At 55.1% G+C, this 26,006-nt stretch carries 22 protein-coding genes; 10 read left to right on the top strand and 12 right to left on the bottom strand.

Annotation, left to right across the window (positions count from 1 at the left end; translation table 11 throughout):
- Nucleotides 1–2: 2 nt before the first annotated feature.
- Nucleotides 3–818, bottom strand: coding sequence for an SDR family oxidoreductase (locus ACUN9X_RS15155; RefSeq protein ID WP_445473634.1), 816 nt, complete (start codon nt 816–818; stop codon nt 3–5).
- A 34-nt stretch (nt 819–852) separates the two neighbouring features.
- Nucleotides 853–2,067, bottom strand: coding sequence for an acyl-CoA dehydrogenase family protein (locus ACUN9X_RS15150; RefSeq protein ID WP_445473633.1), 1,215 nt, complete (start codon nt 2,065–2,067; stop codon nt 853–855).
- 177 nt (nt 2,068–2,244) lie between these two features.
- Between ACUN9X_RS15150 and ACUN9X_RS15145 the strand changes: the two genes are divergently transcribed.
- Nucleotides 2,245–3,144 carry a LysR family transcriptional regulator gene (locus ACUN9X_RS15145; protein ID WP_260034480.1) on the top strand — a complete coding sequence of 300 codons (900 nt, stop codon included), beginning with the start codon at nt 2,245–2,247 and terminating at the stop codon, nt 3,142–3,144.
- A gap of 8 nt (nt 3,145–3,152) precedes the next feature.
- Here the strand turns inward: ACUN9X_RS15145 and ACUN9X_RS15140 are convergent, their stop codons facing one another.
- The gene (locus ACUN9X_RS15140) at nt 3,153–3,509 is read right to left on the bottom strand and encodes a hypothetical protein (RefSeq protein ID WP_445473632.1); all 357 of its coding nucleotides are present in this window, start codon (nt 3,507–3,509) and stop codon (nt 3,153–3,155) included.
- Nucleotides 3,510–3,539: 30 nt separating this feature from the next.
- Nucleotides 3,540–4,304 carry an EAL domain-containing protein gene (locus ACUN9X_RS15135; RefSeq protein WP_445473631.1) on the bottom strand — a complete coding sequence of 255 codons (765 nt, stop codon included), beginning with the start codon at nt 4,302–4,304 and terminating at the stop codon, nt 3,540–3,542.
- A 155-nt stretch (nt 4,305–4,459) separates the two neighbouring features.
- Between ACUN9X_RS15135 and ACUN9X_RS15130 the strand changes: the two genes are divergently transcribed.
- Nucleotides 4,460–5,608 (top strand): isocitrate/isopropylmalate dehydrogenase family protein, encoded by a 1,149-nt coding sequence (locus tag ACUN9X_RS15130; protein WP_260034474.1) that lies wholly within the window; start codon nt 4,460–4,462, stop codon nt 5,606–5,608.
- 84 nt (nt 5,609–5,692) lie between these two features.
- Here ACUN9X_RS15130 and ACUN9X_RS15125 read toward each other — a convergent pair whose 3' ends face one another.
- The gene (locus ACUN9X_RS15125) at nt 5,693–6,676 is read right to left on the bottom strand and encodes a D-2-hydroxyacid dehydrogenase (RefSeq protein WP_445473630.1); all 984 of its coding nucleotides are present in this window, start codon (nt 6,674–6,676) and stop codon (nt 5,693–5,695) included.
- A 290-nt stretch (nt 6,677–6,966) separates the two neighbouring features.
- Here ACUN9X_RS15125 and ACUN9X_RS15120 point away from each other — a divergent pair, with 290 nt between their 5' ends.
- Together ACUN9X_RS15120 and ACUN9X_RS15115 are read left to right on the top strand one after the other, a co-directional pair.
- A complete protein-coding gene (locus tag ACUN9X_RS15120; RefSeq protein ID WP_260034471.1) occupies nt 6,967–8,196 on the top strand; it encodes a pyridoxal phosphate-dependent aminotransferase in 1,230 nt (409 codons plus the stop codon).
- Nucleotides 8,197–8,303: 107 nt separating this feature from the next.
- Nucleotides 8,304–8,489, top strand: a complete 186-nt coding sequence (locus ACUN9X_RS15115; protein WP_260034470.1) for a CPXCG motif-containing cysteine-rich protein — start codon at nt 8,304–8,306, stop codon at nt 8,487–8,489.
- 45 nt (nt 8,490–8,534) lie between these two features.
- On the opposite strand, the gene ACUN9X_RS15110 is transcribed toward ACUN9X_RS15115, so the two are convergent.
- Nucleotides 8,535–9,137: an HAD family hydrolase gene (locus tag ACUN9X_RS15110; RefSeq protein ID WP_445473629.1), complete on the bottom strand. Its 603-nt coding sequence runs from the start codon at nt 9,135–9,137 to the stop codon at nt 8,535–8,537.
- Between the two features lie 240 nt (nt 9,138–9,377).
- Here ACUN9X_RS15110 and ACUN9X_RS15105 point away from each other — a divergent pair, with 240 nt between their 5' ends.
- Nucleotides 9,378–9,953 (top strand): DUF1439 domain-containing protein, encoded by a 576-nt coding sequence (locus ACUN9X_RS15105; protein WP_260034466.1) that lies wholly within the window; start codon nt 9,378–9,380, stop codon nt 9,951–9,953.
- Between the two features lie 2 nt (nt 9,954–9,955).
- Nucleotides 9,956–10,684: a sulfite exporter TauE/SafE family protein gene (locus ACUN9X_RS15100; protein ID WP_260034464.1), complete on the top strand. Its 729-nt coding sequence runs from the start codon at nt 9,956–9,958 to the stop codon at nt 10,682–10,684.
- On the opposite strand, the gene ACUN9X_RS15095 is transcribed toward ACUN9X_RS15100, so the two are convergent.
- The 5 genes from ACUN9X_RS15095 to ACUN9X_RS15075 all read right to left on the bottom strand — a co-directional run bounded on the left by ACUN9X_RS15095 (nt 10,681) and on the right by ACUN9X_RS15075 (nt 18,542).
- Nucleotides 10,681–11,787, bottom strand: a complete 1,107-nt coding sequence (locus ACUN9X_RS15095; protein ID WP_445473628.1) for a fatty acid desaturase family protein — start codon at nt 11,785–11,787, stop codon at nt 10,681–10,683. The two genes, ACUN9X_RS15100 and ACUN9X_RS15095, sit on opposite strands and share 4 nt — an antisense overlap.
- Nucleotides 11,788–12,090: 303 nt before the next feature.
- Nucleotides 12,091–12,756 (bottom strand): LuxR C-terminal-related transcriptional regulator, encoded by a 666-nt coding sequence (locus ACUN9X_RS15090; protein WP_260034460.1) that lies wholly within the window; start codon nt 12,754–12,756, stop codon nt 12,091–12,093.
- A gap of 218 nt (nt 12,757–12,974) precedes the next feature.
- Nucleotides 12,975–14,921, bottom strand: coding sequence for an acetate--CoA ligase (acs, locus tag ACUN9X_RS15085; protein ID WP_260034459.1), 1,947 nt, complete (start codon nt 14,919–14,921; stop codon nt 12,975–12,977).
- A gap of 419 nt (nt 14,922–15,340) precedes the next feature.
- Nucleotides 15,341–16,867: a fatty acyl-CoA reductase gene (locus tag ACUN9X_RS15080; RefSeq protein WP_445473627.1), complete on the bottom strand. Its 1,527-nt coding sequence runs from the start codon at nt 16,865–16,867 to the stop codon at nt 15,341–15,343.
- A 376-nt stretch (nt 16,868–17,243) separates the two neighbouring features.
- The gene (locus ACUN9X_RS15075; protein WP_445473626.1) at nt 17,244–18,542 is read right to left on the bottom strand and encodes an AAA family ATPase; all 1,299 of its coding nucleotides are present in this window, start codon (nt 18,540–18,542) and stop codon (nt 17,244–17,246) included.
- Nucleotides 18,543–18,774: 232 nt separating this feature from the next.
- On the opposite strand from ACUN9X_RS15075, the gene ACUN9X_RS15070 reads away from it, so the two are divergent.
- Together ACUN9X_RS15070 and ACUN9X_RS15065 are read left to right on the top strand one after the other, a co-directional pair.
- Nucleotides 18,775–20,826 (top strand): HDOD domain-containing protein, encoded by a 2,052-nt coding sequence (locus ACUN9X_RS15070; protein ID WP_445473625.1) that lies wholly within the window; start codon nt 18,775–18,777, stop codon nt 20,824–20,826.
- Nucleotides 20,827–20,867: 41 nt separating this feature from the next.
- Nucleotides 20,868–23,036 carry an EAL domain-containing protein gene (locus tag ACUN9X_RS15065; RefSeq protein WP_445473624.1) on the top strand — a complete coding sequence of 723 codons (2,169 nt, stop codon included), beginning with the start codon at nt 20,868–20,870 and terminating at the stop codon, nt 23,034–23,036.
- Here the strand turns inward: ACUN9X_RS15065 and ACUN9X_RS15060 are convergent.
- Nucleotides 22,998–23,933, bottom strand: a complete 936-nt coding sequence (locus ACUN9X_RS15060) for a hypothetical protein (protein WP_445473623.1) — start codon at nt 23,931–23,933, stop codon at nt 22,998–23,000. The genes ACUN9X_RS15065 and ACUN9X_RS15060 overlap by 39 nt on opposite strands.
- A 332-nt stretch (nt 23,934–24,265) precedes the next feature.
- Between ACUN9X_RS15060 and ACUN9X_RS15055 the strand changes: the two genes are divergently transcribed.
- The gene (locus tag ACUN9X_RS15055) at nt 24,266–24,919 is read left to right on the top strand and encodes a class I SAM-dependent methyltransferase (protein ID WP_260034452.1); all 654 of its coding nucleotides are present in this window, start codon (nt 24,266–24,268) and stop codon (nt 24,917–24,919) included.
- Between the two features lie 42 nt (nt 24,920–24,961).
- Nucleotides 24,962–25,969: a DUF2156 domain-containing protein gene (locus ACUN9X_RS15050; RefSeq protein WP_260034451.1), complete on the top strand. Its 1,008-nt coding sequence runs from the start codon at nt 24,962–24,964 to the stop codon at nt 25,967–25,969.
- The last annotated feature ends 37 nt before the right edge of the window (nt 25,970–26,006 follow it).

The following is a 26,006-nucleotide window of genomic DNA, read 5'->3' as shown; positions in this document are numbered from 1 at the left end:
TATCAGGCGGCTCCGCCGAACTTCTTCATCCAGCGCTTGCTTTCCTGCTGCATCAACCAGTCAAACGCCCAGGGCGCATGGCGCTTGAGCATCCACATCCGGCGTTCTTTGACATGCGGCAACACCCAGAAATCGCCGTTGGTCTGGGCGCGGTAGATATCGTCTGCTACATCATCCGCGGTCACGCCGGATCGCTTCATCAGCTTGTTGACGTTCATTCCCATATTCGGGTTTTCAGAACGCATGGTTGCCGTCAGATTGGTCGGGAAAAATGCCGGACACACGCAGCTTGTGGTGATACCGGATCCGCGCAGTTCCTGGCTCAGGGTTTCTGACAATGCGATAACACCGGCTTTCGATACGTTGTAGCTACTCATCAGCGGCGCCAGCATCAGACCTGCCATGGAAGCAACGTTCACAAAGGAGCCGAAACCCTGCTGCTTGAACATAGGGGTAAAGACTTTGCACCCACGGACCACGCCCATGACGTTGATGTCGAGAATCCACTCCCAGTCGGCAATCGTCGAACCTTCAATGCTGCCGCTCGTCGCAACGCCGGCATTGTTGACGACAACATCGACACCACCCCACTTGCTCTTGAGGTCATCCCGAACCTTCTCCAGATCGCTAAGACGGCGCACGTCGCAATCCACGTAATAGCTTTCGCCTCCGGCAGCAGCAATTTCCTTTTCGACAACCGCACCCTGATCGGGATTGATATCGCCGATGCAGACACGGGCACCTTCCCGGGCATAACGCAACGCGATTGCTCGCCCCAAACCACTGGCACCACCGGTAATAAAGACTCGATTGCTCATGTTTTATTCCACTGTTTCAGATGCGTTAAATGCATTACTTGTTCATGTACTTTTTAGCTTCAAGCTTCGCCACTGTCGCACGATGCACTTCATCAGGGCCGTCAGCCAGGCGCAATACCCTGGCGTACGCGAACAGCCCCGTGAGCGCAAAATCATCGTCGCTAACCCCAGCGCCACCGTGGATCTGGATCGTCTGATCGACAATGGTCTGCAACATCTGGGGAATGACGGCCTTGATCATCGAGACCTCACTCATCGCGCCTTTGACGCCCTGGGTATCCAGAAGCCACGCGCACTTCAATGTCAGTAGCCGGGCCTGCTCGATCGACATACGGGCATTGGCAATAATATCCGGATTGCCACCGAGTTTAGCCAATGGGCGCCCAAATGCCTCACGGGACAGGGCGCGCTTCATCATCAGCTCAAGCGTACGTTCTGCAGCACCGATCGCCCGCATGCAATGGTGAACCCGGCCAGGCCCCAAGCGCCCCTGAGCAATTTCAAAACCGCGACCTGCGCCGGCAATGATCGCCGTCTTGGGCAGGCGTACATCGGTAAAACTGACCTCGCCGTGACCATAAGGCTCATCATACTCGCCAAATACAGGCAGCATGCGTTCGACCTTAACACCCGGCGTATCTTTCGGCACCAGGACCATCGAATGCTGCTGGTGTTTGGGCGCATCGGGGTGACTGAGTCCCATAAAGACAAGCACTTTGCAGTCGGGATGACCAATACCGGTGCTCCACCATTTGACGCCGTTGAGGACGACTTCATCACCCTCGACAATTGCCGTCGCTTCCATGTTGGTGGCATCAGATGACGCAACACCGGGCTCCGTCATACAAAACGCAGAACGCACCTCACCGGCCAGCAAACGACCCAGCCAGGCGTCTTTCTGCTCGTCAGAACCGTACTTGATCAGCACTTCCATATTGCCGGTGTCGGGCGCATTGCAGTTGAAAATTTCCGGCGCAATAAAGCTGCGGCCCGTCTCTTCAGCAATCAGGGCATAGTCGGAATTGAGTAGACCGCAGCCATGCTCATCATCTGGCAGAAACATATTCCAGAGGCCCTGGGCTTTGGCCTTTTCCTTGAGTTCGCGAATAACCGGGAGCACGACCCAGCGGTTGTCCAGTGACGAAAGCTCGCTGAAATAGGCTTGCTCGATCGGAAAGATCTCGTCACGCATAAAGGCTTTAACGCGGGCAAGATAGTCCTGACCTTTCGCTGAAATAGTAAAGTCCATAGCTGGATCTCCGAAGCCGTTGGTATAAAGACGGGGGGCAGACAAGCCCTGTTCATGCAGTCTACGTTCAGGCCTCAGTATTACGCGACTGAATTATTCTAATCGTTTACTATAAGCCTCACTTATTAAGCTGTGCACACGCATTCTCTGAAAACGTCCTCACAGGCAGACCACTCCATGGCAATGAACCGGCTCGATCTGAACCTGCTACACGTCTTCGAAACCATCTATCGTGAGGGCAGTCTGACCCGCGCGGCAAGGGCTCTTCATCTGACGCAGCCGGCGGTCAGCCATTCACTGGCGCGCCTGCGGGCCCATTTCGACGACCCGCTGTTTATAAGGCAAGGGAATGAGATGGTCGCCACACCGCTAGCCCGCCGCTTTGCCGACACCATGAGACCCGGGCTTACCCAGATCCAGAGCGCGGTCAACCAGTTTCATTCATTTGATCCGGTCAGTCAGCACAAGGTGTTCGCGTTGGGATTGCGGGACATTCTCGAGTCCACCTTTCTCCCCCACCTGATGCAGAGTCTGGATCAGTACCCCGAGATTGAGGTTGTCAGCCAGCGCATTCCAAGGCGGGATATGGAAACGCATCTGGCGGCCGGAAAACTCGATTTTGCGGTTGATGTTCTGCTGCCCGTCAGCAGCCAGACATCGCATGAATTGCTTCGGCGGGACACGTTGGTTGTGGTCGCCGGCCCGAAGTTTGATGGTATCGAAAACGGGTTGAGCCTGGAGACCTACCTTGCGGCCCGGCATGTGCTGGTGTCATCACGAACAGAAGGGCCCGGCATCGAGGATTTCGAATTGTCCCGCCTTGGCGTGCACCGGCGCATTGCCCTCCGGTGCCAGCACTACTACGCCGCCTGTCGGGTTGCCGAGGCAACGGACTTACTGGTCACCATGCCAGAAACCTACGCCCGGATGATTATCCAACAGACCAGCCTACGGGTACTGCCGTTACCAACGAACATGCCACCACTGAATGTTCACCTGTACTGGCACACCCCCTATGAAAAAGAGCCTGCGCTAAAATGGTTCCGCGAATTGCTGCACCAGGTCGCGGCTCATTGAGCGCCTGGTCAGAACACACCGAACAAGGACAGCAGCGCGGCCAGACCGCCACCGGCGATCAGCAAACTGACCAGCACAATCAGAAAGCCCCAGCCAATAGCCGCCGCATCTGATACCGCCACCTGATGAGCGCGAGCCGTGCGATAGAAAGCCCAGGGGCCCAACACAAACGCCCCCATGACAACGAACACCAATCCCACCGCTACCCCGGCAAATGTCCAGGTCGCCAGAGCAGAAGCGCGATCGGATAGCGCCTCTGTAACACCATGACGCTGCAAAAACTGGCGGCAGCATAGCCAGATCACACCATAGAGGGCGGCCACAAGAATGATTCCGGCCAATACAACGACTGCGCGATACGCCATAAATAACTTACTTCTCAGTGGTTAAAATGATCAGTCAGGATAATAGGGCTCGGGCAAACACTCAAAACCGGGTTTCGCAAAAAGGTACCCCTGATACAGCGAGATCCCCTGCTCCTTCAGCCAATCATACTCACCCTGAGTTTCAACACCCTCGGCAATGACCCGCACATTTAAATGGCGCATGGTTTCAAGAATCCCCCTGATCACGGCCTGTTTATTGGGTTGCTGATCAATATCCCGGATCAATGACATATCCAGCTTGAGGAAATGGGGTGGGCTGGCAATCAAAAGGCTAAAACGGGAGTAACCAGCACCGAAATCATCCAGCGCCGTCTGAAACCCCATCCCGTTATAGGCGTCCATAATGGAAATCAGGTGTTCCGCCGACGTCAGCGCCTCGTCCTCTATCATCTCAAAGATGATTTTTCGGGTATCAAACTTATATTTCTTCGCCGCAGCGAGTGTAGTGCGAATGCAGTATTCTGCCTTGTAGACAGCGTTGGGCATGAAGTTAATGCTCAGGTAAGTTTGCATATTGAGCCTTGCAGCCAATGCCACTGCTCTTACCCTGCAAACCTGGTCGAACGCATAGCGGTTTTTCTTGTCAACTTTCTGCAGTATCTCCCACGCTCCCTGACCCTCAGGTCCACGAACCAGCGCTTCGTAGGCAAATACACTGCGGGTCGCCATATCAACAATCGGCTGAAACGCGAATGTCAGGCGAAAGTCGAGTCCTTCTCCGCATGCGCATTGCTCGCAGTGGGACTCGTCAAATAGAACTGCAGGGCGATTCATGGGATCTCCAGCTTCGGAATATTCATTGAATCTATATCAAATAAGCCTAACACAGTGAGTATCGTGAATAATTTGAGGATGAACTGAGTTATGACTGATCCGGTGCTACCCTGTGGAGGAATGCTACCCACACAATTCAGACTCAGGAGTTGCTCATGACGACGACCAAGCGCATCGCGATTACTCCAGGCGATGGCATCGGACCCGAAGTGATTGACCAGGCCGTTGCGTGCCTGACCGCTCTGAAAACAAAATTCAATCTTGATCTGGAGTGGGACAGCTTCGAATGGCCATCACACCGCTGGCACCAGCAGCACGGCGAAGTGATGCCCGAGGATGCGCTGAACCGGCTGCGCCCTTACAACGCGATTTTGTTGGGCGCGCTCGGTGACCCGGGACCGGTCAGCGATCCTGATCGCTACCTGCTGCCAGACAGCATCTCACTCGCCCCGCTGCTGCAAATGCGCAAAGGCTTCGATCAATGGGTCTGCGAAAGACCTGCCCGCCTGCTACCCGGCGCACGACAATTCCTGGCTGATGATCGCGCCCGCGATATCGACATGCTGGTGATACGGGAAAACAGCGAAGGTGAATATGTGGCACAGGGCGGTCGCCTGCGACCGGGCCAGCCTGATGAAGTCGCCACCCAGATGGAAGTGTTCACCCGCAAGGCGACTGACCGCATCATTCGCTACGGATTTGAGCAGGCGCGCCAGCGGGCAGCGCTGCGTCAGGCAGAAGGCAAAAGCCGGGAGTTCAAAACCCTTGATGGACGCACTTGCGCCAGCCAGGTCTGCATTATTACCAAGCGCAATGCCTTGCGCTATTGGGGCGACATGTACACCGAGGCATTTGACGCCATCGCCGCGGAGTACCCGGATGTCGCCACCCACCATGAGCTTGTAGATGCCGCTTGCATGAAGTTTGTCCAGTGCCCCTGGCTGTTTGACGTCGTCGTAGCGAGCAACCTGCAGGGCGACATCCTGACGGACCTGGCGGCGGTGCTATCAGGCGGCATGGGCGTGGCGCCTTCGTGCAACCTGAACCCGGATGATCGTAGCGTACCGTCCATGTTTGAGCCTACCCACGGCAGCGCACCGGATATTGCCGGTCAGGGGCTGGCTGATCCAACTGCCATGTTATTTACCACTGCCAGAATGCTGCAATGGCTGGCGCAGGACGACGACAGCATGCAGGCAGCGGGCGATGCTCTGTTTGAGGCTGTAGCGGCTGATCTTGCTGACAACGGCAGCGTGCGACGTAAAACGCGAGACATTACGGACGCGGTCCTCAGTCGGATTTAAACCACGGCGGGATATCCCCATAAAAAAAACCGGCATGATCGCCGGTTTTTTTGTTTTAACTTTGGTTTCGCCAGCCATCCCCTGCTATTTGGCAGCGTAGCCCAGCTTTTTATCGACACTGTTAAACAGACTCTCTCCGCGTTGCCAGCGATCAAAATTATCCAGAAACTGATCGGTAAGCGCCTGCCGCCAGCCAATAAAGTCGCCAGACATATGGGCGGTGATCAGTACGTTCTCCATATCCCACAAAGGGTGATCAGGACGCAGTGGTTCTTCCTCGAAAACATCGAGCCCGGCACCGGCAATATCACCGGCCTTCAAAGCGGCGACCAGGTCATCGGTTTTAACAATAGGGCCACGTCCGATGTTGATGAACCGGGCCTCCGGCTTCATGTTTTGGAATGCCGCACGGTCAAACATACCTTCTGTCTGGGCCGTCAGCGGCGCAGCAACCACAACAAAGTCCGCCAGCCCAAGTTGCTCTGTCAGGCTATCGTTGCCATGTACTGCCTCAAAATCAGGGTCGTGCTCCCGGGCGGCTCGGGCAATACCGTGCGGCTTCAGGCCTATGGCAGCCGTCAGGCGGGCTATCTGCCTGCCAATTGAACCTGCACCTACAATCAGAACCCGCTTGCCCTGGGCACGCTCGGTGTCCCGATGCTTCCACTGATGGTTCTGCTGCAGACGAATGGAATTGGGGAAATCCTTGCTGAACATCAGGATCGTACACACGACATATTCAGCAATCGTACGGTCAAAAACACCCTGGGCATTGGTGACCTTTACCGGCCCATCGGTCAGTGCCGGAAACATCAGCGCATCAACACCGGCGCTGGTGGCATGGATCCATTCCAGCCGGTCCGCTTTGGGCCATGCAGCTGCAAGGGCCTCCGTGCGAAAATCCGTCACCATCATCACCCGGGTTCCTGGCAGCGCCTCATTCAAGGTCGCTTCATCGGAAGCAAAACGCACCTCTGCCTGAGCACGCAATGCGTCGAGTCCGGGCGGCTCGGCATCACCGGGGGCAGTTAACACAGTTACTATCGGCTTTCCTGAATCACGGGTCATTATCAGCCTCACCAGTCGGTCGTCTGTCGTTCCGTTCTGCCACGGGCAATAACGGCTGGAAACCACCTGAGTGTGTAATCTCAGAGGGCATCGGTCAACCCGCCCCAAAAACATCACATTTTCAACTAAAAACGATCCATTTTCACAAGGCTTGCTCAAGCCCCGTATAAAAACTAATCTCCCAAGGTGTGCTGAAAAAGTGTGCCCGCTCTGCGTTCCCCCGCGAGCCCTTCGCAAAGGTGACGTGCGAATACACAACCCGTGTCAACGTATTCAGTCAGGAGATGCTTATGGCCGATGGCGCAAAGCTCAACCAAGCTAGCGACACCGCTCCCCGCAAGGTGAAGTACCGCAAGACAAAAGCACGCTGGCACCCGGCGATGCAGGCGATCCCGGTACCCGGTATTCGTCGTATGGTGAACATGGCAGCGACCATGAAAGATGTGATTCACCTGTCCATTGGCCAGCCGGATCTGCCTACTCCCAAACACGTCATTGACGCCTATATTGACGCGCTCAATGCCGGTCAGACCGGTTACACGATGGACGCAGGGCTGCCCGAACTTCTGGTGGCTCTCAGGGACTATTACGGCAAGCGCTATGACCGCAAGCTGACGCGGGACAATATCCTGATCACCTCAGGGGCGACCGAAGCCATGTACCTTGCCCTGTCCGCGACATCCGCTCCGGGCCGGCAGTTTATTGTAACCGACCCGTCGTTCCTGCTTTACGCGCCGCTGATACGAATGAACGGCGGCGAAGTGAAATTTGTGTCTACCCGTCGTGAAAATGATCATCAGCTCGACCCGGACGAAGTGATCGCCGCTATGGGGCCTCGCACCTTTGCTGTGGTTCTGAACTCCCCCAACAACCCGACCGGTGCAGTCTATCCCCGCAGTACCATCGAAACGATTGTTGAGGAATGCGCCTATCGCGGCATTCAGGTCTTCAGCGACGAGGTCTACGACCACCTTATTCTGGATGATCAGGAATATGCCAGCGTGCTGCGCTGCAGCGTCGATCTCGATAACATCATGTGCATCAGCAGCTTTTCCAAAACCTTCAGCATGGCGGGGCTTCGCGTTGGCTGGGTTATTTCCAGTCAGGCGACAATCAAGTCGCTGAGGCGATACCACATGTTCACCACCTCTGTGGCCAATACCCCGTCACAGTATGCAGGTGTTGCAGCACTCACAGGTGACCAGCAGTGCATTCGGGATATGGTCTCGATCTACCGGGAACGCAGGGACAGGATCGTTGATCTGGTGGCACAAACGCCTCATCTGTCCGGCTATCATCCTGGCGGCGCATTCTATATTTTCCCGGATCTGCCCAAGCATGTGGACGGCTCGGATCTGGCGCTGCGAATGCTCAAGGAAACCGGTGTCTGCGTTGTGCCCGGCGACGCCTTCGGCGAGCACACGGCAAATGCGTTGCGGTTCAGTTTCTCGGCTTCGGTGGAAACGATTGAAGAAGCCTTCGACCGGATTATTCCGTGGATGGCCAAACAGCCGTTCTGAAAAGGATAATCCGAAAATTCAGGAATACGGAATCACGCGTGATAGTAAAAGGGGTGCGGGCAAGTTCGGCCGCGCACCCCGCCACCGACCCGGGCGGAGAAGCCATAATGCTCGAGCCTGCCAACATCCAGTGCCCCTATTGCTGGGAGATGCTGGGTATCAGTGTTGACCCGTCAGTACGGGAACAGAGCTACGTGGAAGACTGCCAGGTCTGCTGCCAGCCCATTCTCATTCACGTCGTTTTCGAAGATTCGGGCGAACTTAGCGTCAGCGCTCATGCAGAGAATGAGTAACCGCTAAACACCTGTCCTGAGTAAAAGCTCACCCTTGAGCCCATTCTAGTCCCAAAGCAGACGCAGCTCGTCAAAGTGATGAATCACATAATCTGCCTGATCCGCGTAGCGCTCGTTTTTGGCATTCCGGTAAAGACCCGCCAGCATGCCCGCTCCCTTGGCAGCCGTCAGATCATCAATAAAATCCCCCACGTAGGTCATTTTGTCCGGCGCCACATCCAGCTTGCTCGCGATACTCAGGAGACCGGCGGGATCCGGTTTCGGTGGTCCGTCTTCCCGGGTCACCACCAAATCGATCCCCAACCCCAGCACCCTGTCTGTTTCCTCTACCGCATGACGGCTGTTGCGCGTCAAAATCGCAACTGGCACCGAACGCTCTCTCAGGATCTGCAGCAACTCCCTTGCCCCCGGCATCCAGCGGGCAGACGCAGCACCGACCATCTCAAACCGGTGAACGATCGCATGTGCCTCCGCTTCGGCCTCCGCGTCCTGCAACGACGCAATGAACTCGAGCAACCCGAGACCGGAAGGGCAGCCGATTTCACGCCGAATGGCAGCAAAATCCAGAGCGGAGTCCACCAGGGTTCCATCCAGATCAAACGCTACCGCTTCAAAACGCCGGGCAATTCCGGGAACCGCATTGAGCATACAACACCCTCAAAACACTGAATTTCATCCGCCTTGCGCGACCTCTGCGCATCGGGCAGGATAAGTTACGGTGGCGCAGCATGCGGAATAACATGAGCTTATCATGCATGTCTGTATGGATTTTCGACACCCCGCCTGCACTGACGTGTTGTCAGTGGCTATTCATTTTACGCTCGCACCCAGTCACCAGACCTGCAGGTGGCGCGAATATCGCCCGATAGTTTTTCAGGAGTTCATTGAATGTCATACCGATCAACGGTTATCCGGCTCAAAGCAGTGCTGCTTGGTGCTGCACTACTGGCACTTTCAGGTTGTGCCGCGCTGTCTCCCTATTCTGTTAGCGAAAGCACCCTTGAGGGCTATCTCCAGAATGCCGTTGCTGACTTTGATCGCTCGCAACTCAAAGCCGGATCCCCGATCAGCGTGTCACTCTCGGAGGCCGATATCACACTAGGCCCGGACGGTCGCGAAGTCGCCGTGCTAGACATTCAGGGACAAGTCGCTGTCAACGCGTTCATGGCCAAGCTGCCGGTTGATCTTGCCCTCAAGGTAGAGGGTGTGCCGATCTACGACCGCGAGCAAAAGGCCGTCTTCATTCGGCGGCTGAAACTGCTCGATAGCCGTATCGACTCTCCATATTTCAGCGGTGATCTCAAACCCGTCACCGACAACGTGATGCGACTGGTTGCCCAGTGGCTTGAAACCGTCCCTGTCTACCGACTGGACGAGAATGACCTCGGCCAGCGTCTGTTTGGCATGGCGCCAGTCGATGTGAAGGTGGGTTCCGGCAAGCTGATTCTGGTACCGGCAAAATAGGCGTGGACACCCTCACCCTTACCGACATATTACTCGCCAATTTTTTTCTGCTACTGGGCGCCAGCCTGCAGGGCGTGGCAGGGTATGGCATCGGCACGCTGTCAGCGCCCCTGCTGTTCCTGATCAGCCCGCTGTTTATACCGGGCACTCTCGTGCTGAATGCCATCGTGCTGACCGTAATGATGCTCGCCCGCAACCGCGCGGGCATCAGCTTCCGGGAAGTCAAATTCGCTATCGGCGGCAATGTTGTCGGCACTACGCTTGCCGGCGCCACGTTTCTGGTGATCACCAGCGGGGCCTTTGACATCGTTTTTGGCGCCCTTATCATTTTCGGCGTCATATTGAGTGTTGCCGGAATCCGGCCAAAACTGACACCCCGCAACAGCGTGATAGCCGGCGCCGCAAGCGGCTACATGGGCACTCTTGTCGCCGTCGGCGGCCCGCCAATCGCCCTGATTTACCAGAACGAAAAAGGCCCGCTGGTGCGGGCCAATATGTCAGCATTCTTCCTGTTTTCCAGCTGCGCGAGTATCGTGGCGCTCATATTTGCCGGCCAGATCGGCATGCTGGAACTTACATTGTTTGCCGTCACCTTTCCCGGCGTGCTGATCGGCTTTCTGCTCTCGGCGCTGCTGGTTCGGCGTCTGCCATTTGAGGCCATGCGCCCCCTAATCCTGGTGATTGCGGCCTTGGCAGGCGCAGGCGCTCTGGCCCGGGGCTTTCTGGGCTAGATCGGGCGTAGCCCAGCCTTTCGCCCTGTCACGTTCATTTTCCCCTGCAACGGCAGCAAATCGAAGGTCCGGTCAGGATGGTTAGGATCACCCAGCTCCGTGGCCGAGGCGTATACCCGCGGAGTGGAATAAAGCAACCGGATCGCCTCCCAGTGAGTCGGGCAAACATAGCGCTCGGGGTAGTGAGTCTCCAACCATTCCCGCAACCGCGGCGCCTTGTTTGACGCCAGCTTCGGGAAGAAATGATGCTCCACATGATGACTGAACCGAAAGTGCAAACGATCCAGAACCGGTAACGTACGCACACTCATGGAATTATCCAGCGGATTGTTGGTTGCGGTCTGGGGCCGCAGGAAGTGATTGGTCAGGATGTACCCCTGCCCCAGCGCATTCGCCACCATAAACGGTATCACCACGGTAAACACCGCCAGAGGGCCGGACACAACGGCAAGCGTTAGCCATCCCGCAATACAAAGCAACGACTGGACAATAGCCTTGCGGCGATTGAAACCACGGAATTGCTTGCGACGCTTCGCCTGCTTCCAAAGCACCAATTGCGCATGGAAGGTGAAGGAATACGTCAGGAACAGGTAGCTGTACCAGGTGCGTGACCCCGGAGCGAGCTTGGTGAACCGCTTTTGTTTGGGATCGACACGATAGCGACGCATGGTGCCAAAGCTGTCCGGATCGGCATCCCCCATATTGGTATGGGCGTGATGCACCGAGTTATGCCATTTGCGCCAGAACTCCGGCGGCGCAACCATCGGACCGAAACCCAACCAACCGAAGAAATTCTGCCAGCGACGACTCATACCCATCGCACCGTGCAACACCTCGTGAGCGAGCAGTGCCTGAGATCCAACGGTATGGCCCACCAACAGACCCAATGCGAGATTGGCATACCAGGGCAGGCCCGCAAGCAAAATGGTCGCGATGCCGCCCCAGATTACCAGTTGCAACGGCAGGAACCAGATTACTCGCCAGCGCTGGGTTTGAAACGTATCCGCCGGCAAATCCTTGCGCATCTGATCGCGCAGCGCACGCTCATCCTGTTCGCCAAACATCGGTTGGCGTATTGATTCGGGTTGTACAGCCGCGTTCATCAAACACTCCTGAATTTAAGCTTACATTTGTACGCTGAATCTACAGAATGAACTAAAGCAGATCAATGACATTTTCTTTAAATTAATAAGAAATGTTCACGCAATGCCTTTATATCCCGTATTGGCGCAGGTTTCGGAAGGTCATAAGAGACTTCACCTATTGGTGTACAGGCGTGCCTTTATTCGAATATCCAAGCAAGATGAGCGTTTAGCTGGCGCCAGGCTCTAACGCAAAACGCCGCCCACAAGGGACGGCGCATAAAAGAGTGGCTTCACTGGAACCTGCCCGTTACCGGGCCAGAATCAAGAGCCTGAAAGGGAGGTATCAGAGGGGTCGATTTCCATCTGCTGTATCGCGATCACGGCCTGGGTGCGATTACGCACTCCCAGCTTACGGAATACCGCAGTTATATGGGCTTTCACCGTGGCTTCGGAGACATCAAGGTCGTAGGCAATCTGCTTGTTGAGCAAACCTTCCGCCAGCATACCCAGCACCCGGAACTGTTGTGGCGTAAGGGATGCCAGCTTGTCCGAGAAATCCGTAACATCGGCATGCATGCGATCAATCTTGTCAGCGACACCGGGCGGCAGCCATACCTCGCCATCAAGCACATCCTGTATCGCCGCGGTGATAGTGGGCAACGGTGCTGATTTTGGAATGAAACCGGAAGCACCATAGTCGATAGAACGACGCATCACCTGCAGTTCTTCAGAACCGGACACCACCACTACCGGTAACCCCGGATATTGCCCGCGCATAAACACCAGCCCTGAAAACCCATGCGCGCCCGGCATGTTGAGATCCAGCAAAACCAGATCGGCATCAGGATGCTCCACGATAGAGGCCTGCAGGGTTTTAATGCTGTCGACTTCGATCATCTGGGCATCGGGAACCGCTTCTGAAACTGCCTGGCGCAAGGCAGCCCTGAAGAGCGGGTGATCATCGGCAATGATAATTTGCTGAACCATCTGGCGCAGTGTCCTCCATAAAGTGTAATCATCGACAGCGGCCAGTCACTGACATACCACCGATGATCTGCAGAATCCTGTTACAAGGATAGCATGCACAATAGAAAAGCCAGCGAACCGCGTTTTACGCAGCCGCTGGCTCGGTTTAATCCTGTCGCCAGTTAGCTCTTTAACAGCAGCCCTGCATCACGCAGACTGCCGTGCTTTTACCTGGCGATCTACTTGAACTCGCGCTGGGAGATCAAATCGTCCACTACGCCCGGGTCGGCAAGAGTGGAGGTATCGCCCAACTGGTCGTGTTCGTTGGCGGCAATCTTGCGCAAAATGCGGCGCATGATTTTACCTGAGCGGGTTTTCGGCAGTCCCGGCGCCCACTGGATCACATCCGGCGAAGCAATCGGGCCAATTTCCTTTCGCACCCACTGGACCAGCTCTTTCTTGAGCTCATCCGATGGCGATTCGCCCTGCATCAGGGTGACGTAGACATAAATGCCCTGCCCCTTGATGTCGTGGGGATAGCCCACCACAGCAGCCTCGGCAACCTTGTCATGGGCAACCAGCGCGCTTTCCACTTCAGCCGTACCCAACCGGTGTCCGGACACGTTCAGCACATCGTCCACACGTCCGGTTATCCAGTAGTAACCGTCTTCATCCCGACGCACACCATCGCCGGTAAAATAGCGTCCGGGATAAGTGCTGAAGTAGGTCTGGCGGAATCTTTCGTGGTCGCCAAAGATAGTGCGCATCTGGCCTGGCCAGCTATCCAGAATCACCAGATTACCCTCGGTTGCGCCTTCGAGAATATTGCCGTCGTTGTCCACCACAGCAGGTTGGACACCGAAGAACGGCAGGGTTGCCGAGCCGGGCTTGAGATCCGTTGCACCCGGTAGCGGCGAAATCAGAATGCCGCCGGTTTCAGTTTGCCACCAGGTATCCACGACCGGGCATTTTGAATTACCAACAACCCGGTAGTACCACTCCCAGGCTTCAGGGTTGATAGGCTCACCCACCGACCCCAGCAAGTGCAGACTGCTGCGCTGGGTGCTCGCCATGCAGGATTCGCCCTCGGCCATAAGTGCCCGAATCGCGGTAGGCGCGGTGTAAAGCACGTTCACTTTGTGCTTATCGACAACCTGCCCCATCCGCGAGGAATCCGGATAATTCGGCACCCCTTCAAACAACACAGTAACGGCTCCGTTTGCCAGCGGCCCATAAAGGATATAGCTGTGACCGGTGATCCAGCCAAAGTCGGCCGTACACCAGTAAACATCGCCATCCTGATAGTCGAACACATACTCGTGCGTCATGGCCACGTAAGTCAGATAACCACCGGAGGTATGCAGAACGCCCTTGGGCGCACCTGTCGAACCCGAGGTATACAGCATGAACAGCGGATCTTCCGCATTCATAGGTTCCGGCGGGCATTCAGCCGATGCAGATGCCATCAGATCTTCGTAGCGCGCGTCCCGGCTTTCGTCCCAGGGCACATCGCCCCCTGTGCGGGTAACCACGATAACACGCTCAACGTCAGCGCCCTTTTCCCTGGTCAACGCCTGATCCACGTTCTTTTTCAATGGAATCGTGCGCCCTCCACGAACCCCCTCATCCGCGGTTACAACAAATCGTGATTTGCCGTTTTCGATCCGGGCACCCAACGCTTCGGGCGAAAAGCCACCGAATACGACCGAATGGATAGCACCGATCCGGGCACACGCCAGCATCGCGACCGCTGTCTCGACAATCATTGGCATGTAAATAGTCACGACGTCGCCTTTGCTCACACCCAGTGTCTTGAGCACATTGGCAAACTTGGAGGTTTCGGCGTGCAATTCGCGGTAGGAAACATGGCGGGAATTGCCCGGCTCATCGCCTTCAAAAATGATGGCCGTCTGGTCACCCCGGGTTTCGAGATGACGGTCAAGGCAGTTGGCGGCAACGTTCAGTTCGCCGTCCTCGAACCACTTGATCGAGAGGTTATCGTAGTCGTACGTGGTGTTTTTCACCTTGGTGTACGGCTTGATCCAGTCGAGGCGTTTGCCATGCTCACCCCAGAAGGCTTCTGGATCGTCGACTGATTGCTTGTACATGGCCTCGTATTTGGCCTTATCTACAAGTGTCCGTTTTTTAAAGGATTCCGTCACCGGATACACATGTGGTTGTGTCATAGTGCTCCCCTCGATTTCGTGGATTTATTTTCGTTATTGGAATCAGTGAACCCACTGCTAAACCTGTGCGAGGTCGTATGTCAGAACTGATTTCTGGCGTTCAGAGGTTCGAATTCGGGGCGACCCTAACTGCCTCTCTTATTCTGGACAGCCGGCATCATCAATATGCTGACAGTTCACCACGGCACAACCGCCCTGTTGAATTAGACTAATGTCCTATTATTGTCCCGGGTCAGCACAAAACGGATGAACACGCCCTGTTCTGCACTACCTCAACACATAAAACGTGCTTTAAAAAGCTTAGCGGATCCAGAAGGAAGCTCAACCAGAGGGAATGACTTGAAGGAAATGGAGAATAGAGGGGCAGAAAACCAAAAAAGCACTGCCCGGCCGTTGAAAACCGGGCAGTCCCTGGAACATCAGGCAGCCTGACGCTCTTTGCGGGTTTTGAGCCGGTAGAGCTTTCGCTCACTCAGCGCATACTTGTTCAGACCCGCCATGTGGATTTTTCTGAGATAGATCGGCCAGTCAATCTGTCGTGCATCGACCGGAAACAGAAGCTTGTCCTCCGGCCCCATGCGCTCTGCCAGATCGAGCAACTTGTCATTGTGGAAGATGTAATCCGGCGCTGTGTAAAAACCGAAAATCGTAGCCAGCGACATTGTGGTATCGATGTTGCGCAGCACTTTGAGTTCGCGATCGCTACCGGCAATTTTCATTGCCCGATCCAGCACGCTCAGGGGTAGCCTTACGCCTCCCATCACTGTATCGAACAGCCGGCGACCCACTGCGATAAAGGGCTTGCGTGGCCGACGATAGAACAACCGGTCATAGGCAGCGTGATTTTCTTTCGCCTCAGTCATCAAATGATCAATAAACTCGCCCAACGTAATCGGATTACCCGAGCCGCTGCAGCACTGGTAAATTCTGTGGCGGATGGGCTCAACAAAAAGCTCGGCCAGCGACATGATAATGCTGTTTGCGACCAGATCCGCGGGAATCACGTCGATAACACCACTGCGTTTGCCGGGGAAGACCGCTACTTTTTCGCGAGCATAAGCAAGAATAATGGCATCTGCCACCTTCACCCCTTCGATCCAGCCCGGCGCCGGCTCTTCAAGTGCACTTTCGATAATGGAAGGTCGCAGAATCGTCAGCGGCGCGCCTTTAAGGCCTTTGTTGAGAAGCTGCTCCCCCATCCATTTGGTAAAGGTATAGGTATCACTCCAGCCGTACCGGTTTGCTTCACAAATACCGAGTTCAACCAGCTTTTTCTCCAGCTTCGCGCCGGAGTACCGCGATTTAACATCGGCAATTTTGTCCTGCAGTACGGGTATCAGTTCATCAACGTCATAATAGCCATCTTCGTGACGGGTCACGCCGCCCTTGGCGGGGCGCGCGACATCTTCATGAGCCTGCCCTGCATTCATCCCGTTGACGTAGCAGGTCGACACCTGCACCACCGGAAGATTCCCCCCCGCTTCAGACAGCGCGACGATGTTTCGCAGGCACAAGGCGTTAATCTCCAGCGCCTTATCCAGCTCCTCGCGGAAATTCACACTGGCAGCAGAGTTAATGATGGCATCAATCTGGCCGGACAGCTGCTCAAACCGCGCCTGGGTCAAACCAAACTGCGGGGCAGTGACTTCGCCCGTAACGCAATGCACTTTATTTTCAATAAAAGCATCAAATGCATCCGCGTCATCAAGCTTGAGACGCTCGAATACTGACGAGCAGGCAATCTCATTGATAAACCGGTCATGCGCCTTGGGATGACGACGGTTACCACGAATCATGAGATGAATGCCGCCAATATCCGGCACCGTGCGAATCAGTTTTTCCAGAACGACCTTCCCCAGAAACCCGGTAGTGCCGGTAATGAGGACATGTTTGCCTCTGAGGGACGTGAGTATCTTTGAACTTTCGGGCTCAACGGCTTGTGGCATGATGAAACTCCTTCTCAACAATGACGATTCAGCAGTAGTAAAAGTGGAATGCATCAAGCACGCCAACTGCAGCGTAGCGACACATCAATGCAATGATCGGTTATTAAGTCGTTGAATTTTTTAAGAGAAGAAAAACCCTGACCGGTCTGACCCATACATCACGACTCAAACTCAGCGACCGTCAATATCCTTTGACGCCATTTTAGAGTGCACTGCATGACAAATGGGTGATCTGAAGCAAGAAAACAACACAAAGGTACAGCAAACCCATCGTCGTGTACGTGAGCATTTTTCAATGTGCTACCCCCCGGGCGGGGCGCCGATCAAATCAAAGCAGACTCTATAGTCACAAGACGGGCCAGACAATCAACAGAACTTACTTTCGGGAACGGCCGCCCGTCAGGGTGTCCAGCAGCGTATCCAGTGACACGTTGTCCGGTTGTTCCCGCAAAGCCCGTAACAGCGAATCCTGATGTCCGAACCGCACCTCATCATAACGTGGTTCTGGCACCTGACGTCTTCGCTTTGCTGGTGCAGCCGGCCGGGCGGGTTCACGCCGTGGTGGCGAGATCTGATCGGCGAGGTGACGCAGATGTGCCGCGAAGTGCTCGCGCTGCGCGCCGGGCAATCGCTCCCAGGGCATGGAAGCCAGCCCGGTCTGGATAATCTCGATCGTGTCTTCGTTAATGGTTTCACCCAACTGAACGAAGCAACTGGTCAGCGCGTTGTATTGCTGTATAGACGTGCTATCCGGATGATTGATCAGGGCTTGAAGCTGATTTGACCAGTCGAGCCATCGTTGCTCGATCGCAACAGGCGCGACCTTCACTTGCGGCGCCGAACCCTGACGTTCGGCGACCCGATTCCAGTAAGCGGCAAATCCCGAGCGCCGGGGCTCCAATTGGTTGAAGCGGACCTTGAGCATATCGGCCAGGACCCGGAACTGTCGGTAACAGGGGTCAGATGGCGCCGATAGCGACACCGGCCGCTGCAGTCGCACTGATTCGCGCAGAGTGTCGTCACGCCAGATCGCGCCCAGATAATGAGGCGTCACATCCAGATGCTTCTGAAGCGCGGTGTAGAAGCGCTGGAAGATGCCCTGGGCCTGCCCCGCATTCTTCGCCATGTTGATCAGCACGCTCGGGGTGCGCCGGTAGCCTCGCCTGCGAAGTACCTTTATCAATGAAAAGGCATCCGTCAGCGAAGTCGGATCCGGCGTCACCACCACGCACGCCAGCGCCGCACTGGCAATCATGTGGATCACATTGTCCTGCAGCCCTGCTGCAGTATCGATCAGAATATAGTCATAGTGCTTTTCGAAGGACGCCAACCCGCGCATGACGGCCAGACGATCTGATGGAGCAATCCCCATGCAGCGCTCAACACCCGAAGCACCGGGCAGAATATGCAGCCCGTATGGCGCTTCGAAGATCGCCTGCTCCAGTGTGCAAGTGCCTGCCAGCACGTCTGCAAGACTCAATCGGGGGTATTGGCCCAGCATAATCGTGACGTTGGCCAGATCTGTGTCACCATCAAGCAATAACACCCGGTTACCCTGACGGCTGAGGGCCAACGCCAGATTAAGGGAAACGGAGGTTTTACCGATACCACCCTTGCCACCGGTAACAGCAAGGATGCGGGGGTGGCGGGGCGCTTGCGCACTTGATTCGCTCATGAATGACAACATGCCCGTTTGACGGAGATCGAAAACACGATTGTACCGTCGCCAAGGAGGTGGTTGACAGACGAAAAACGCGCCTGATGACGCAACAACCCGAAGATTTACCGTATTTTACATGCAAAATTGAGAGAAACAGGCCAATAATTGGCCAGATACTGGTTGCTTATATCTTTTATTTGTCTAAGCTCCTCTGAAAAGAACTATAAATGACTAAAGCGTCATAAATATGACCCGGGCTCCAATGGCACTACCGGCAAACAGCGATTTGCCCAGTTTGCCGCAAGTCGTCTTGCGCGCAATGGAAGCATGTCGTAATGATTGTGACTATCGTGAGATAGGCCGCATCATCAGCGCTGACACAGCACTTTGTGGCCGTGTGCTCGCGCTCGCCAATTCGGCGCTCTACGGACGCCCCGGAGAAGTCACTGCGATCGAGCACGCATTGCTCCGGCTGGGTACTCACCGCTTACAGACGCTTATCATCACGGCCTCACTGCAACATTTGCTGCTGGATCTCGGCGCCGAACGATGGCAGCAGATTCGGGATTTCTGGCGGCATTCCCTGACCACAGCCCTCACCGCCCGCGCACTCGCCAAACTCACCGGATACCCGGATACCGAAGAAGCCTTCATGGTGGGCATGCTGCATAATGCCGGTGAGCTGATCGCCCTGCGCGCAACAGACAGCGAAAACTACCAGGCGATCCTCGATCAGCAGATCGATATTGCAGCAAGGCTCGCAGGACATTGGGGGCTGGGACAGATGGCGACTGATGCCATTCGCTATCAGCAAGCCCCTGCGCGGGACATTCGCGACGCCGCTCACCTGGTCAAGTTGATCAACCTTTCTACACGTTTGGCACTCTCGGATTCGGGTGGCTTCGATGCCGCGCATACCATCTTCGGACTCACCGGCGCTCTCGCCAAAGAGATCAGCACCCGCATTGATCGCGAAGTGGCATCCATTGCCAGTGATTTCGGTATCCCACTGGATGGCACATTCGATGCGCTTGCAGTCCAGCGCCAACTGTTTCATGAAGTGATTCGCTCAGCGGTCATTGAGCAGGCCATCGGCAGCCTTCCCGATGTCGCAACGGAAGCAGAGCTGCTTAGCGGTGCACTTGGCAATCTCAGCGCGGTTACCGACCGGCCCGGACTCGCGTTTATTCGCCGGGATGACGAACTGTCGCTGCTGGCCGCAACACGGGTATCACCTCCGGCGATCCATGTGCCACTGGATGATCCGGCCAGTCTGATCACCTATATTGCGACAGACAATAACGCTCAGGTGCTTCAGAGCGACGCCGTTTCCATACTCGACCAGCAGCTACTGGGTCTGTTGAACACGCCGAGCATGATGGGCGTGCCGGTCTGTCATCAGGGCCACTGCTTCGGGCTATACGTTATCGGACTGGAATCGGCTGGCGAATTTGCTGACTTTGAAAGCCTCGTGACGTTGTTTGCTCACCGGGTTGCCGTGCTGGGGGGTCATCTGGATCCCTACCAGCAGCACCACGTCCAGCAAGGCGAATCGCTCGAGCAACTGACACATCGAATTGAGCTCCGCAAGCGCGTTCACGAGGTCAGCAATCCGCTGACAATTGTCAGCCAATACATTCATCAGCTGCAGAAAAAACTGAAAACCCTTGAAGGCAGTGATTTGGTGGATGCCGATCTTCAGGTGGTCCGGGAGGAGCTTGAGCGTGCAGCAGGACTGCTTGAAAGAATCAGCTCGGCTGGACTGCCTGAAAATGAGTCAGCTCAAGACAGCAACAGCGAAGGCCTCAGCCTCAACGACGAACTGAATCTACTCAGTGACCTGTTTGACGAGGCGCTGTTCCTGCCCAACGAAATTTCGAGTGAATTGCGACTGACATCGGCCCCGACATTCATCAAGGCAACACGGGGACCGGTTCGCCAACTCATTATGAACCTGGTCCGAAATGCCGTTGAATCCATGCCGAAAGGTGGACGTGTGCAGTTTCAAACCGCAGCGCCGGTCTGGCAGGATGGTCGCCAATGGGTAGAATTAACAATTGAAGACTCCGGGAACGGAATACCCGAGTCGATCCGGAATGCCCTGTTCAAACCGGTGCATTCCACTAAAGGCCCGGGCCACAGTGGCCTTGGACTGAGCATAGTAAAACAACTTACTGATGACATGGAGGGCATCATCAGCTGCAGGACAGGACCGGAAGGCACCAGTTTTCGCCTCCTGCTGCCAGCAACCACATACACCAGAAGCGATAACCGGGAAGAACCCGCTGCCACGATCTGAGAAACTGGCAACGGAGCCCCCAATGAGGATGGGCAAACACAATGATGCTGGACCGACAAAACGAGCCACTGGCTGCTGACGCACGCATTCTGGTCGTCGATGATGAGCCTCGTCTGCTTGAAAGCCTTGTCGATCTGCTCGAGGAGCATGGCTTTAACGCCTGCCCTGCCCTGGGCGGTCGGGCTGCCTGCGAAAGCCTCAAGAAGGAGTCATTCAATCTGGTGATGCTGGATCTACGCATGCCGGATGTGGATGGCCATGCCGTCATGCAGTTCATCCAGGACGAAAAAATAAACGTTCCGGTGGTCGTGGTTAGCGGAGAATCATCGTTTTCAGCGGTTAGCCGGGCGTTGCGGCGCGGCGCAGAAGATTACATTCGCAAACCGTTTGATCCGGATGCACTGCTCGCCACGGTAGGAAATGTTCTGCGCAAGCAGGCTCTGGAATATGCACACGAGAACGTGCAGCAGCGCCTTAAAAAGTCGGAAGAACTGCACCGCTACATCGTCAACTCCTCCCCCGACATCGTCTTCATGCTGGATCAGGAAGGCCGCATCTGTTTTGTAAACCATAAGGTCGAAGCGCTGCTCGGGTATCAGTCAACAGAGTTAATCGGTCGACACTTTCGCCATCTGATTGAAGAGCAGGACATCAGTCGTGGCACCTATGCGCTTCAAGATCCTGCAATCAGCGCAGAAAATCCGCGAACTTTCGAAATACGCCTGAAAACCCGTGGCAGCCGTCAGGCCAATCGTTTCTTCGAAATCACCGCCTTTCCGATTGGTGATGAAGGGGCTCAGTTTCTACCTCAGGGCAGTGTCCGGCGCCGCATCGGGGAAGCCCGCATCTACGGCTCGGCCCGCGATATTACCGAGCGCAAGGAAGCCGAAGCCTTTATCAACTTCCAGGCCTACCACGACCTTCTGACCCGTCTGCCCAACAGGGCCCTGTTCAAGGATCGCCTGATGCTGGCGATTACCCAGGCCCAGCGCACCGATCAGAAACTCGCCGTCATGTTCCTTGATCTTGACCGCTTCAAGGTCGTCAACGACACCCTGGGTCACGCCATGGGAGACCGCCTGCTTCAGGCAGTTACCCAGCGTCTGGAAAGCTGCCTGCGCAAGGGAGATACCCTGTCCCGCTTTGGTGGTGATGAATTTACCCTGTTGCTACCTGCCATCTCGGGCAATGAAGACGCCCGCAAGATCGCCCGTAAACTGATACACGTGCTAAAGGCTCCCTTTCAGCTGGGTGAGCACGAGGTGTTTGTGGGTGTCAGTGTCGGTATCGCCATTTTCCCCGAGGGCGGTGAATCGATGGATCAGCTCATTCAGTGCGCTGACATCGCGATGTACCACGTCAAGGCAAGCGGCAAGGACGGTTATCGCTTCTACAGCGACACCATGAGCATCGACACAGCCAACCGCCTCAGTCTCGAACGCGACTTGCGACAGGCGCTGGTCAATGGCGAACTCTGCGTGCACTACCAACCGCAGGTTGCAGCTGATACCGGTCAGATACTCGGGCTTGAAGCGCTGGTGAGATGGCATCATCCCGAGCGGGGATTACTCTACCCCCGGGACTTCCTGCCGCTGGCAGAGGAAACCAAACTGATTACCGAATTGAGCGATCAGGTTCTCGAAACCGCATGCCGGCAGACCAAGAACTGGATCAAACAGGGCAACAAGAACCTTCGACTAGCGGTGAATCTTTCGCCACTTCAGGTCGAACAACCGCGATTTGTGCCCAACCTGATTGCCAAACTGAAAGCTGCCGATTTCCCGCCCGAGAATCTTGAAATCGAAATCACCGAAAATGTGATCATGAATGACCTCGAACAGATCAGTCGCAAGTTGAAGGCGCTGGCTGCTCACGGCATCCGGATCGCGATTGATGACTTCGGCACAGGTTACTCGTCCCTGAACTACCTCCATCGCCTCCCTATCCACACGCTGAAGGTCGATCAGTCTTTTGTTAAGACGATTCGCAGCGACGACGACGGGGCATGCATCGTTAACGCCATAGTGGCCATGGCGCATGGCTTGCAGCTGGATATTGTTGCTGAAGGGGTTGAGAACGACGTTCAACTGGCCTACCTGAAAAACCTGGGCTGCCAGCAGATGCAGGGCTTCTTCTACGGTCCCGCCGTGCCGGCTGCCGAGATAGACGCTTTACTGTGTCGAAAACTCCGTGCCCGGGCTGCGGTTTAATTCGGTTCCTTGCAGATAACGGCGTTGTATCGCGGCAAGCTCGCCGCTCTGACGCAATTCGCGTATGCGCTGCGCCACAAAGTCCCTGAAGCCCCTGGACCAACGCATATCAACACTCAGATAGATCGGGTAGTCTGGAATAATCCGGCTGAAGTCGACCATTCGCAGGCATGACGCATTGCTCTCGCCGGCGAGAGCCTCCGCCACGTGATAGCTTAGCCGGCTCTGCATTTCCACAAAGCCATCGGCCCGGCCCATTCTCACCAGATCGATACCGGCATCATAGCGATCAATCGAAAGCTCCTTTATGCCCTCATCCGAGGCAGCTTTGCCAAGTTCAGGATAGGAAAAGTTGCGCAAGGTAAGTATTTTCATTCCCTTGAGGTCCGCCAGACTGGTGAGCGGATCAGGAATATCCTGGCGGCAGGTGAGCATGACGTGGTGCGTCTCAAATAGCGGCTCCTCAATCATCAACCCCCGATTGCCGAAGGTATGCCACTGAACAGCCTCATAGGCAATCCAGCCCGCTACCTTGTCGTCAGCGACAACCTGGCGCAAACGATTCACCGGGTACACCTGATGCTTGACGCTGTATCGGGAACCTTGAAATATCGCATCCACCATTTCAGATACGATGCCCCCGGCACTCTTCCCGTTGACCACAATCTGAAACGGCCGCGATTTGTCTTCCACTATCAGGTAAGTCACCGTTTCACCGGCAATTGAAACGGCGTCACTATCGGCCTGATCGCCGTCTGCAGCAAGCGCCGGAAACGCCAAAACAATGGCGACCAACCAGCTTGCCGATTGTCTCCCGAATGCCGTCAGAGCCACTTCTTGCACTTTTTGAAATACCACCTTACAGACATGCCAGCCATCCTCTGTATCCAGATTCATCGCCATCAATCATTGGCATTTGCCCAGTGTACTGAATCAGTTTTGCACCAATCCTTCAAATACGCGAACAAACAAGAGAAATCACAACAGTGCCACAAAACTGATTGTCAGACAGTCTGATCTTGTTTTTTGATTTGGTTTGCAAAGCGTAGCAATAAGTAACCGTATGTAGCCCGAAATGAGGGTTGCACCACAAAACCGGCTGCCGGACTTCACTAAGCTTTTCCCAGAACAATAAACACCCGCACTCCGGCACAAAGTTCCACAAGAGCTGCTACAAAGCAGCCTGCCTCAGCGGGAACTCTCTGACTTGGACAGGCACGGAACAGACCATGCGCGACAAATATAAATATATCGGCCCCGTCTACGATTTTCTGAGCAACCTTTATAGCGGCAAAAACATCCATCACTGCAAAACGGCAATGCTGGATGTCGAGACCATCAAACCCGGCACCCGGGTTCTGTTCGCTGGTGTAGGTCATGGCCGTGACGCCATCCGCGCCGCAGAACTTGGCGCGGACGTGACGGTCGTCGACCTGTCGGAAACCATGTTGCGCAAGTTCGGAGAAGCACTTGAGAGCGAAGCGCCCGGCCTCGAGATCCGCCGAATCCACAGTGACATCATGAAAGTGGACACCACGAATCATTACGACATGGTGGTTGCCAACTTTTTCCTCAATGTGTTCGAGGAAAACATGATGGTGAACGTACTCGAACACCTGATCAGCCTGGCAAAAGATGATGGCAAAGTGGTCGTCGGCGACTTCTGCTACCCCACCGGCAACATTTTCGCGCGGATGTTCAAGAAGCTGTATTGGTACGGCGCTGTGTTTGTCTTCTGGCTGTTCGCCAACAATGCCTTCCACAAAATTTACAACTATCCGGAACACATGCAACGCCTGGGTCTTCAGGTAACTGAGAAGAAACACTTCAAGCTGCTCAACATGAATTGTTACTGGTCCATTCTGGGACAAAAGCAGGCGTAAGTCAGACCAGGGACAGCAATCTGTATTTCGGGAGGCAACACAATGACAGATCAACTGATTACGCTGGAACGCTTTGCCGGTACTGAGTCAGCCGCGTTCACATTCTCGCAGCGAGTCGACTACCTGAAGCGCTTCGGAACTCATTCGCAATCATTCTCGACCCTGCAGCCGAACATGGATTACTTCGATCTGCCCGGGGTTGGCTACATCGGGTTCATGCGCAAATGGGGCATGGCCTTTGTACTGTCAGACCCGGTCTGTGCACCCGAAAACTTCGAACTGATGATTGAGCGCTTTCACGCGCGCCATCCCAATGCCAACTATGTCCAGGTGTCCAAGCCGGTCGTCGACATTCTGCACCGTCGCTATGGTCTCTATGGCACCCAGTTTGGCAGCGAGGCCCGCATCGACCTCCAGAAATGGTCCCTGAAAGGCAAAAAGAAGCAGATTATCCGCACAGCGCTGAACCAGGCAGAACGCAATGGCATTGAAGTGATGGAGCGTTTCAGCGATGACCACACCCGTGAGATATCCGAAGCATGGATCCGCACACGCAAGGTCAAAAGCAACGAAATCCGCTTTCTGATCCGCCCCATGGAAATGGATTACCGGGAGAACGAACGGCACTTTTACGCCTACGAGGATGGCAAAGCCGTCGGCTTTATCTATTTCGACCCTATTTACCAAAACAACAAGATCATCAGTTACGTGCCGAACATTTCCCGTGCAAATGCTGATTTCAAGCAGGGTATTTTTTATACGCTGATGGCCCATGCCATGGAAGTATTCCAGTCAGAAGGCGTGCCCTTCCTGGATCTTGGTCTGATTCCGCTGTCGCTGGATCGCGAAACCGAATCCCAGGAAAGCAGCATTCTCAAGAAGACATTTCATTGGCTGTACGCGAAGTGCAACTTTATATACAACTTCAAGGGACTGGAGTTCACCAAATCACGGTTCCGCGGTGACACAATCAAAACCTACTGTTGCCATCGTCGTACGATTCCCGCACTCGAGTTTGCCGCCATGCTGAAGCTCACTCGCGTTATCTGAGAATCGATCAACTAACGCCAAATCGCTATCGATGACC

Source organism: Marinobacter sp. V032, from assembly GCF_052645435.1.
This window is presented reverse-complemented; position numbering and strand designations above follow the sequence as displayed.

Excerpts from the sequence above, each read along its gene's own strand:
- ACUN9X_RS15155 (WP_445473634.1), bottom strand. The coding sequence starts at position 818 with ATGAGCAATCGAGTCTTTATTACCGGTGGTGCCAGTGGTTTGGGGCGA.
- ACUN9X_RS15150 (WP_445473633.1), bottom strand. The coding sequence starts at position 2,067 with ATGGACTTTACTATTTCAGCGAAAGGTCAGGACTATCTTGCCCGCGTT.
- ACUN9X_RS15145 (WP_260034480.1), top strand. The coding sequence starts at position 2,245 with ATGGCAATGAACCGGCTCGATCTGAACCTGCTACACGTCTTCGAAACC.
- ACUN9X_RS15140 (WP_445473632.1), bottom strand. The coding sequence starts at position 3,509 with ATGGCGTATCGCGCAGTCGTTGTATTGGCCGGAATCATTCTTGTGGCC.
- ACUN9X_RS15135 (WP_445473631.1), bottom strand. The coding sequence starts at position 4,304 with ATGAATCGCCCTGCAGTTCTATTTGACGAGTCCCACTGCGAGCAATGC.
- ACUN9X_RS15130 (WP_260034474.1), top strand. The coding sequence starts at position 4,460 with ATGACGACGACCAAGCGCATCGCGATTACTCCAGGCGATGGCATCGGA.
- ACUN9X_RS15125 (WP_445473630.1), bottom strand. The coding sequence starts at position 6,676 with ATGACCCGTGATTCAGGAAAGCCGATAGTAACTGTGTTAACTGCCCCC.
- ACUN9X_RS15120 (WP_260034471.1), top strand. The coding sequence starts at position 6,967 with ATGGCCGATGGCGCAAAGCTCAACCAAGCTAGCGACACCGCTCCCCGC.
- ACUN9X_RS15115 (WP_260034470.1), top strand. The coding sequence starts at position 8,304 with ATGCTCGAGCCTGCCAACATCCAGTGCCCCTATTGCTGGGAGATGCTG.
- ACUN9X_RS15110 (WP_445473629.1), bottom strand. The coding sequence starts at position 9,137 with ATGCTCAATGCGGTTCCCGGAATTGCCCGGCGTTTTGAAGCGGTAGCG.
- ACUN9X_RS15105 (WP_260034466.1), top strand. The coding sequence starts at position 9,378 with ATGTCATACCGATCAACGGTTATCCGGCTCAAAGCAGTGCTGCTTGGT.
- ACUN9X_RS15095 (WP_445473628.1), bottom strand. The coding sequence starts at position 11,787 with ATGAACGCGGCTGTACAACCCGAATCAATACGCCAACCGATGTTTGGC.
- ACUN9X_RS15090 (WP_260034460.1), bottom strand. The coding sequence starts at position 12,756 with ATGGTTCAGCAAATTATCATTGCCGATGATCACCCGCTCTTCAGGGCT.
- acs (WP_260034459.1), bottom strand. The coding sequence starts at position 14,921 with ATGACACAACCACATGTGTATCCGGTGACGGAATCCTTTAAAAAACGG.
- ACUN9X_RS15080 (WP_445473627.1), bottom strand. The coding sequence starts at position 16,867 with ATGCCACAAGCCGTTGAGCCCGAAAGTTCAAAGATACTCACGTCCCTC.
- ACUN9X_RS15075 (WP_445473626.1), bottom strand. The coding sequence starts at position 18,542 with ATGAGCGAATCAAGTGCGCAAGCGCCCCGCCACCCCCGCATCCTTGCT.
- ACUN9X_RS15070 (WP_445473625.1), top strand. The coding sequence starts at position 18,775 with ATGACCCGGGCTCCAATGGCACTACCGGCAAACAGCGATTTGCCCAGT.
- ACUN9X_RS15065 (WP_445473624.1), top strand. The coding sequence starts at position 20,868 with ATGATGCTGGACCGACAAAACGAGCCACTGGCTGCTGACGCACGCATT.
- ACUN9X_RS15060 (WP_445473623.1), bottom strand. The coding sequence starts at position 23,933 with ATGAATCTGGATACAGAGGATGGCTGGCATGTCTGTAAGGTGGTATTT.
- ACUN9X_RS15055 (WP_260034452.1), top strand. The coding sequence starts at position 24,266 with ATGCGCGACAAATATAAATATATCGGCCCCGTCTACGATTTTCTGAGC.
- ACUN9X_RS15050 (WP_260034451.1), top strand. The coding sequence starts at position 24,962 with ATGACAGATCAACTGATTACGCTGGAACGCTTTGCCGGTACTGAGTCA.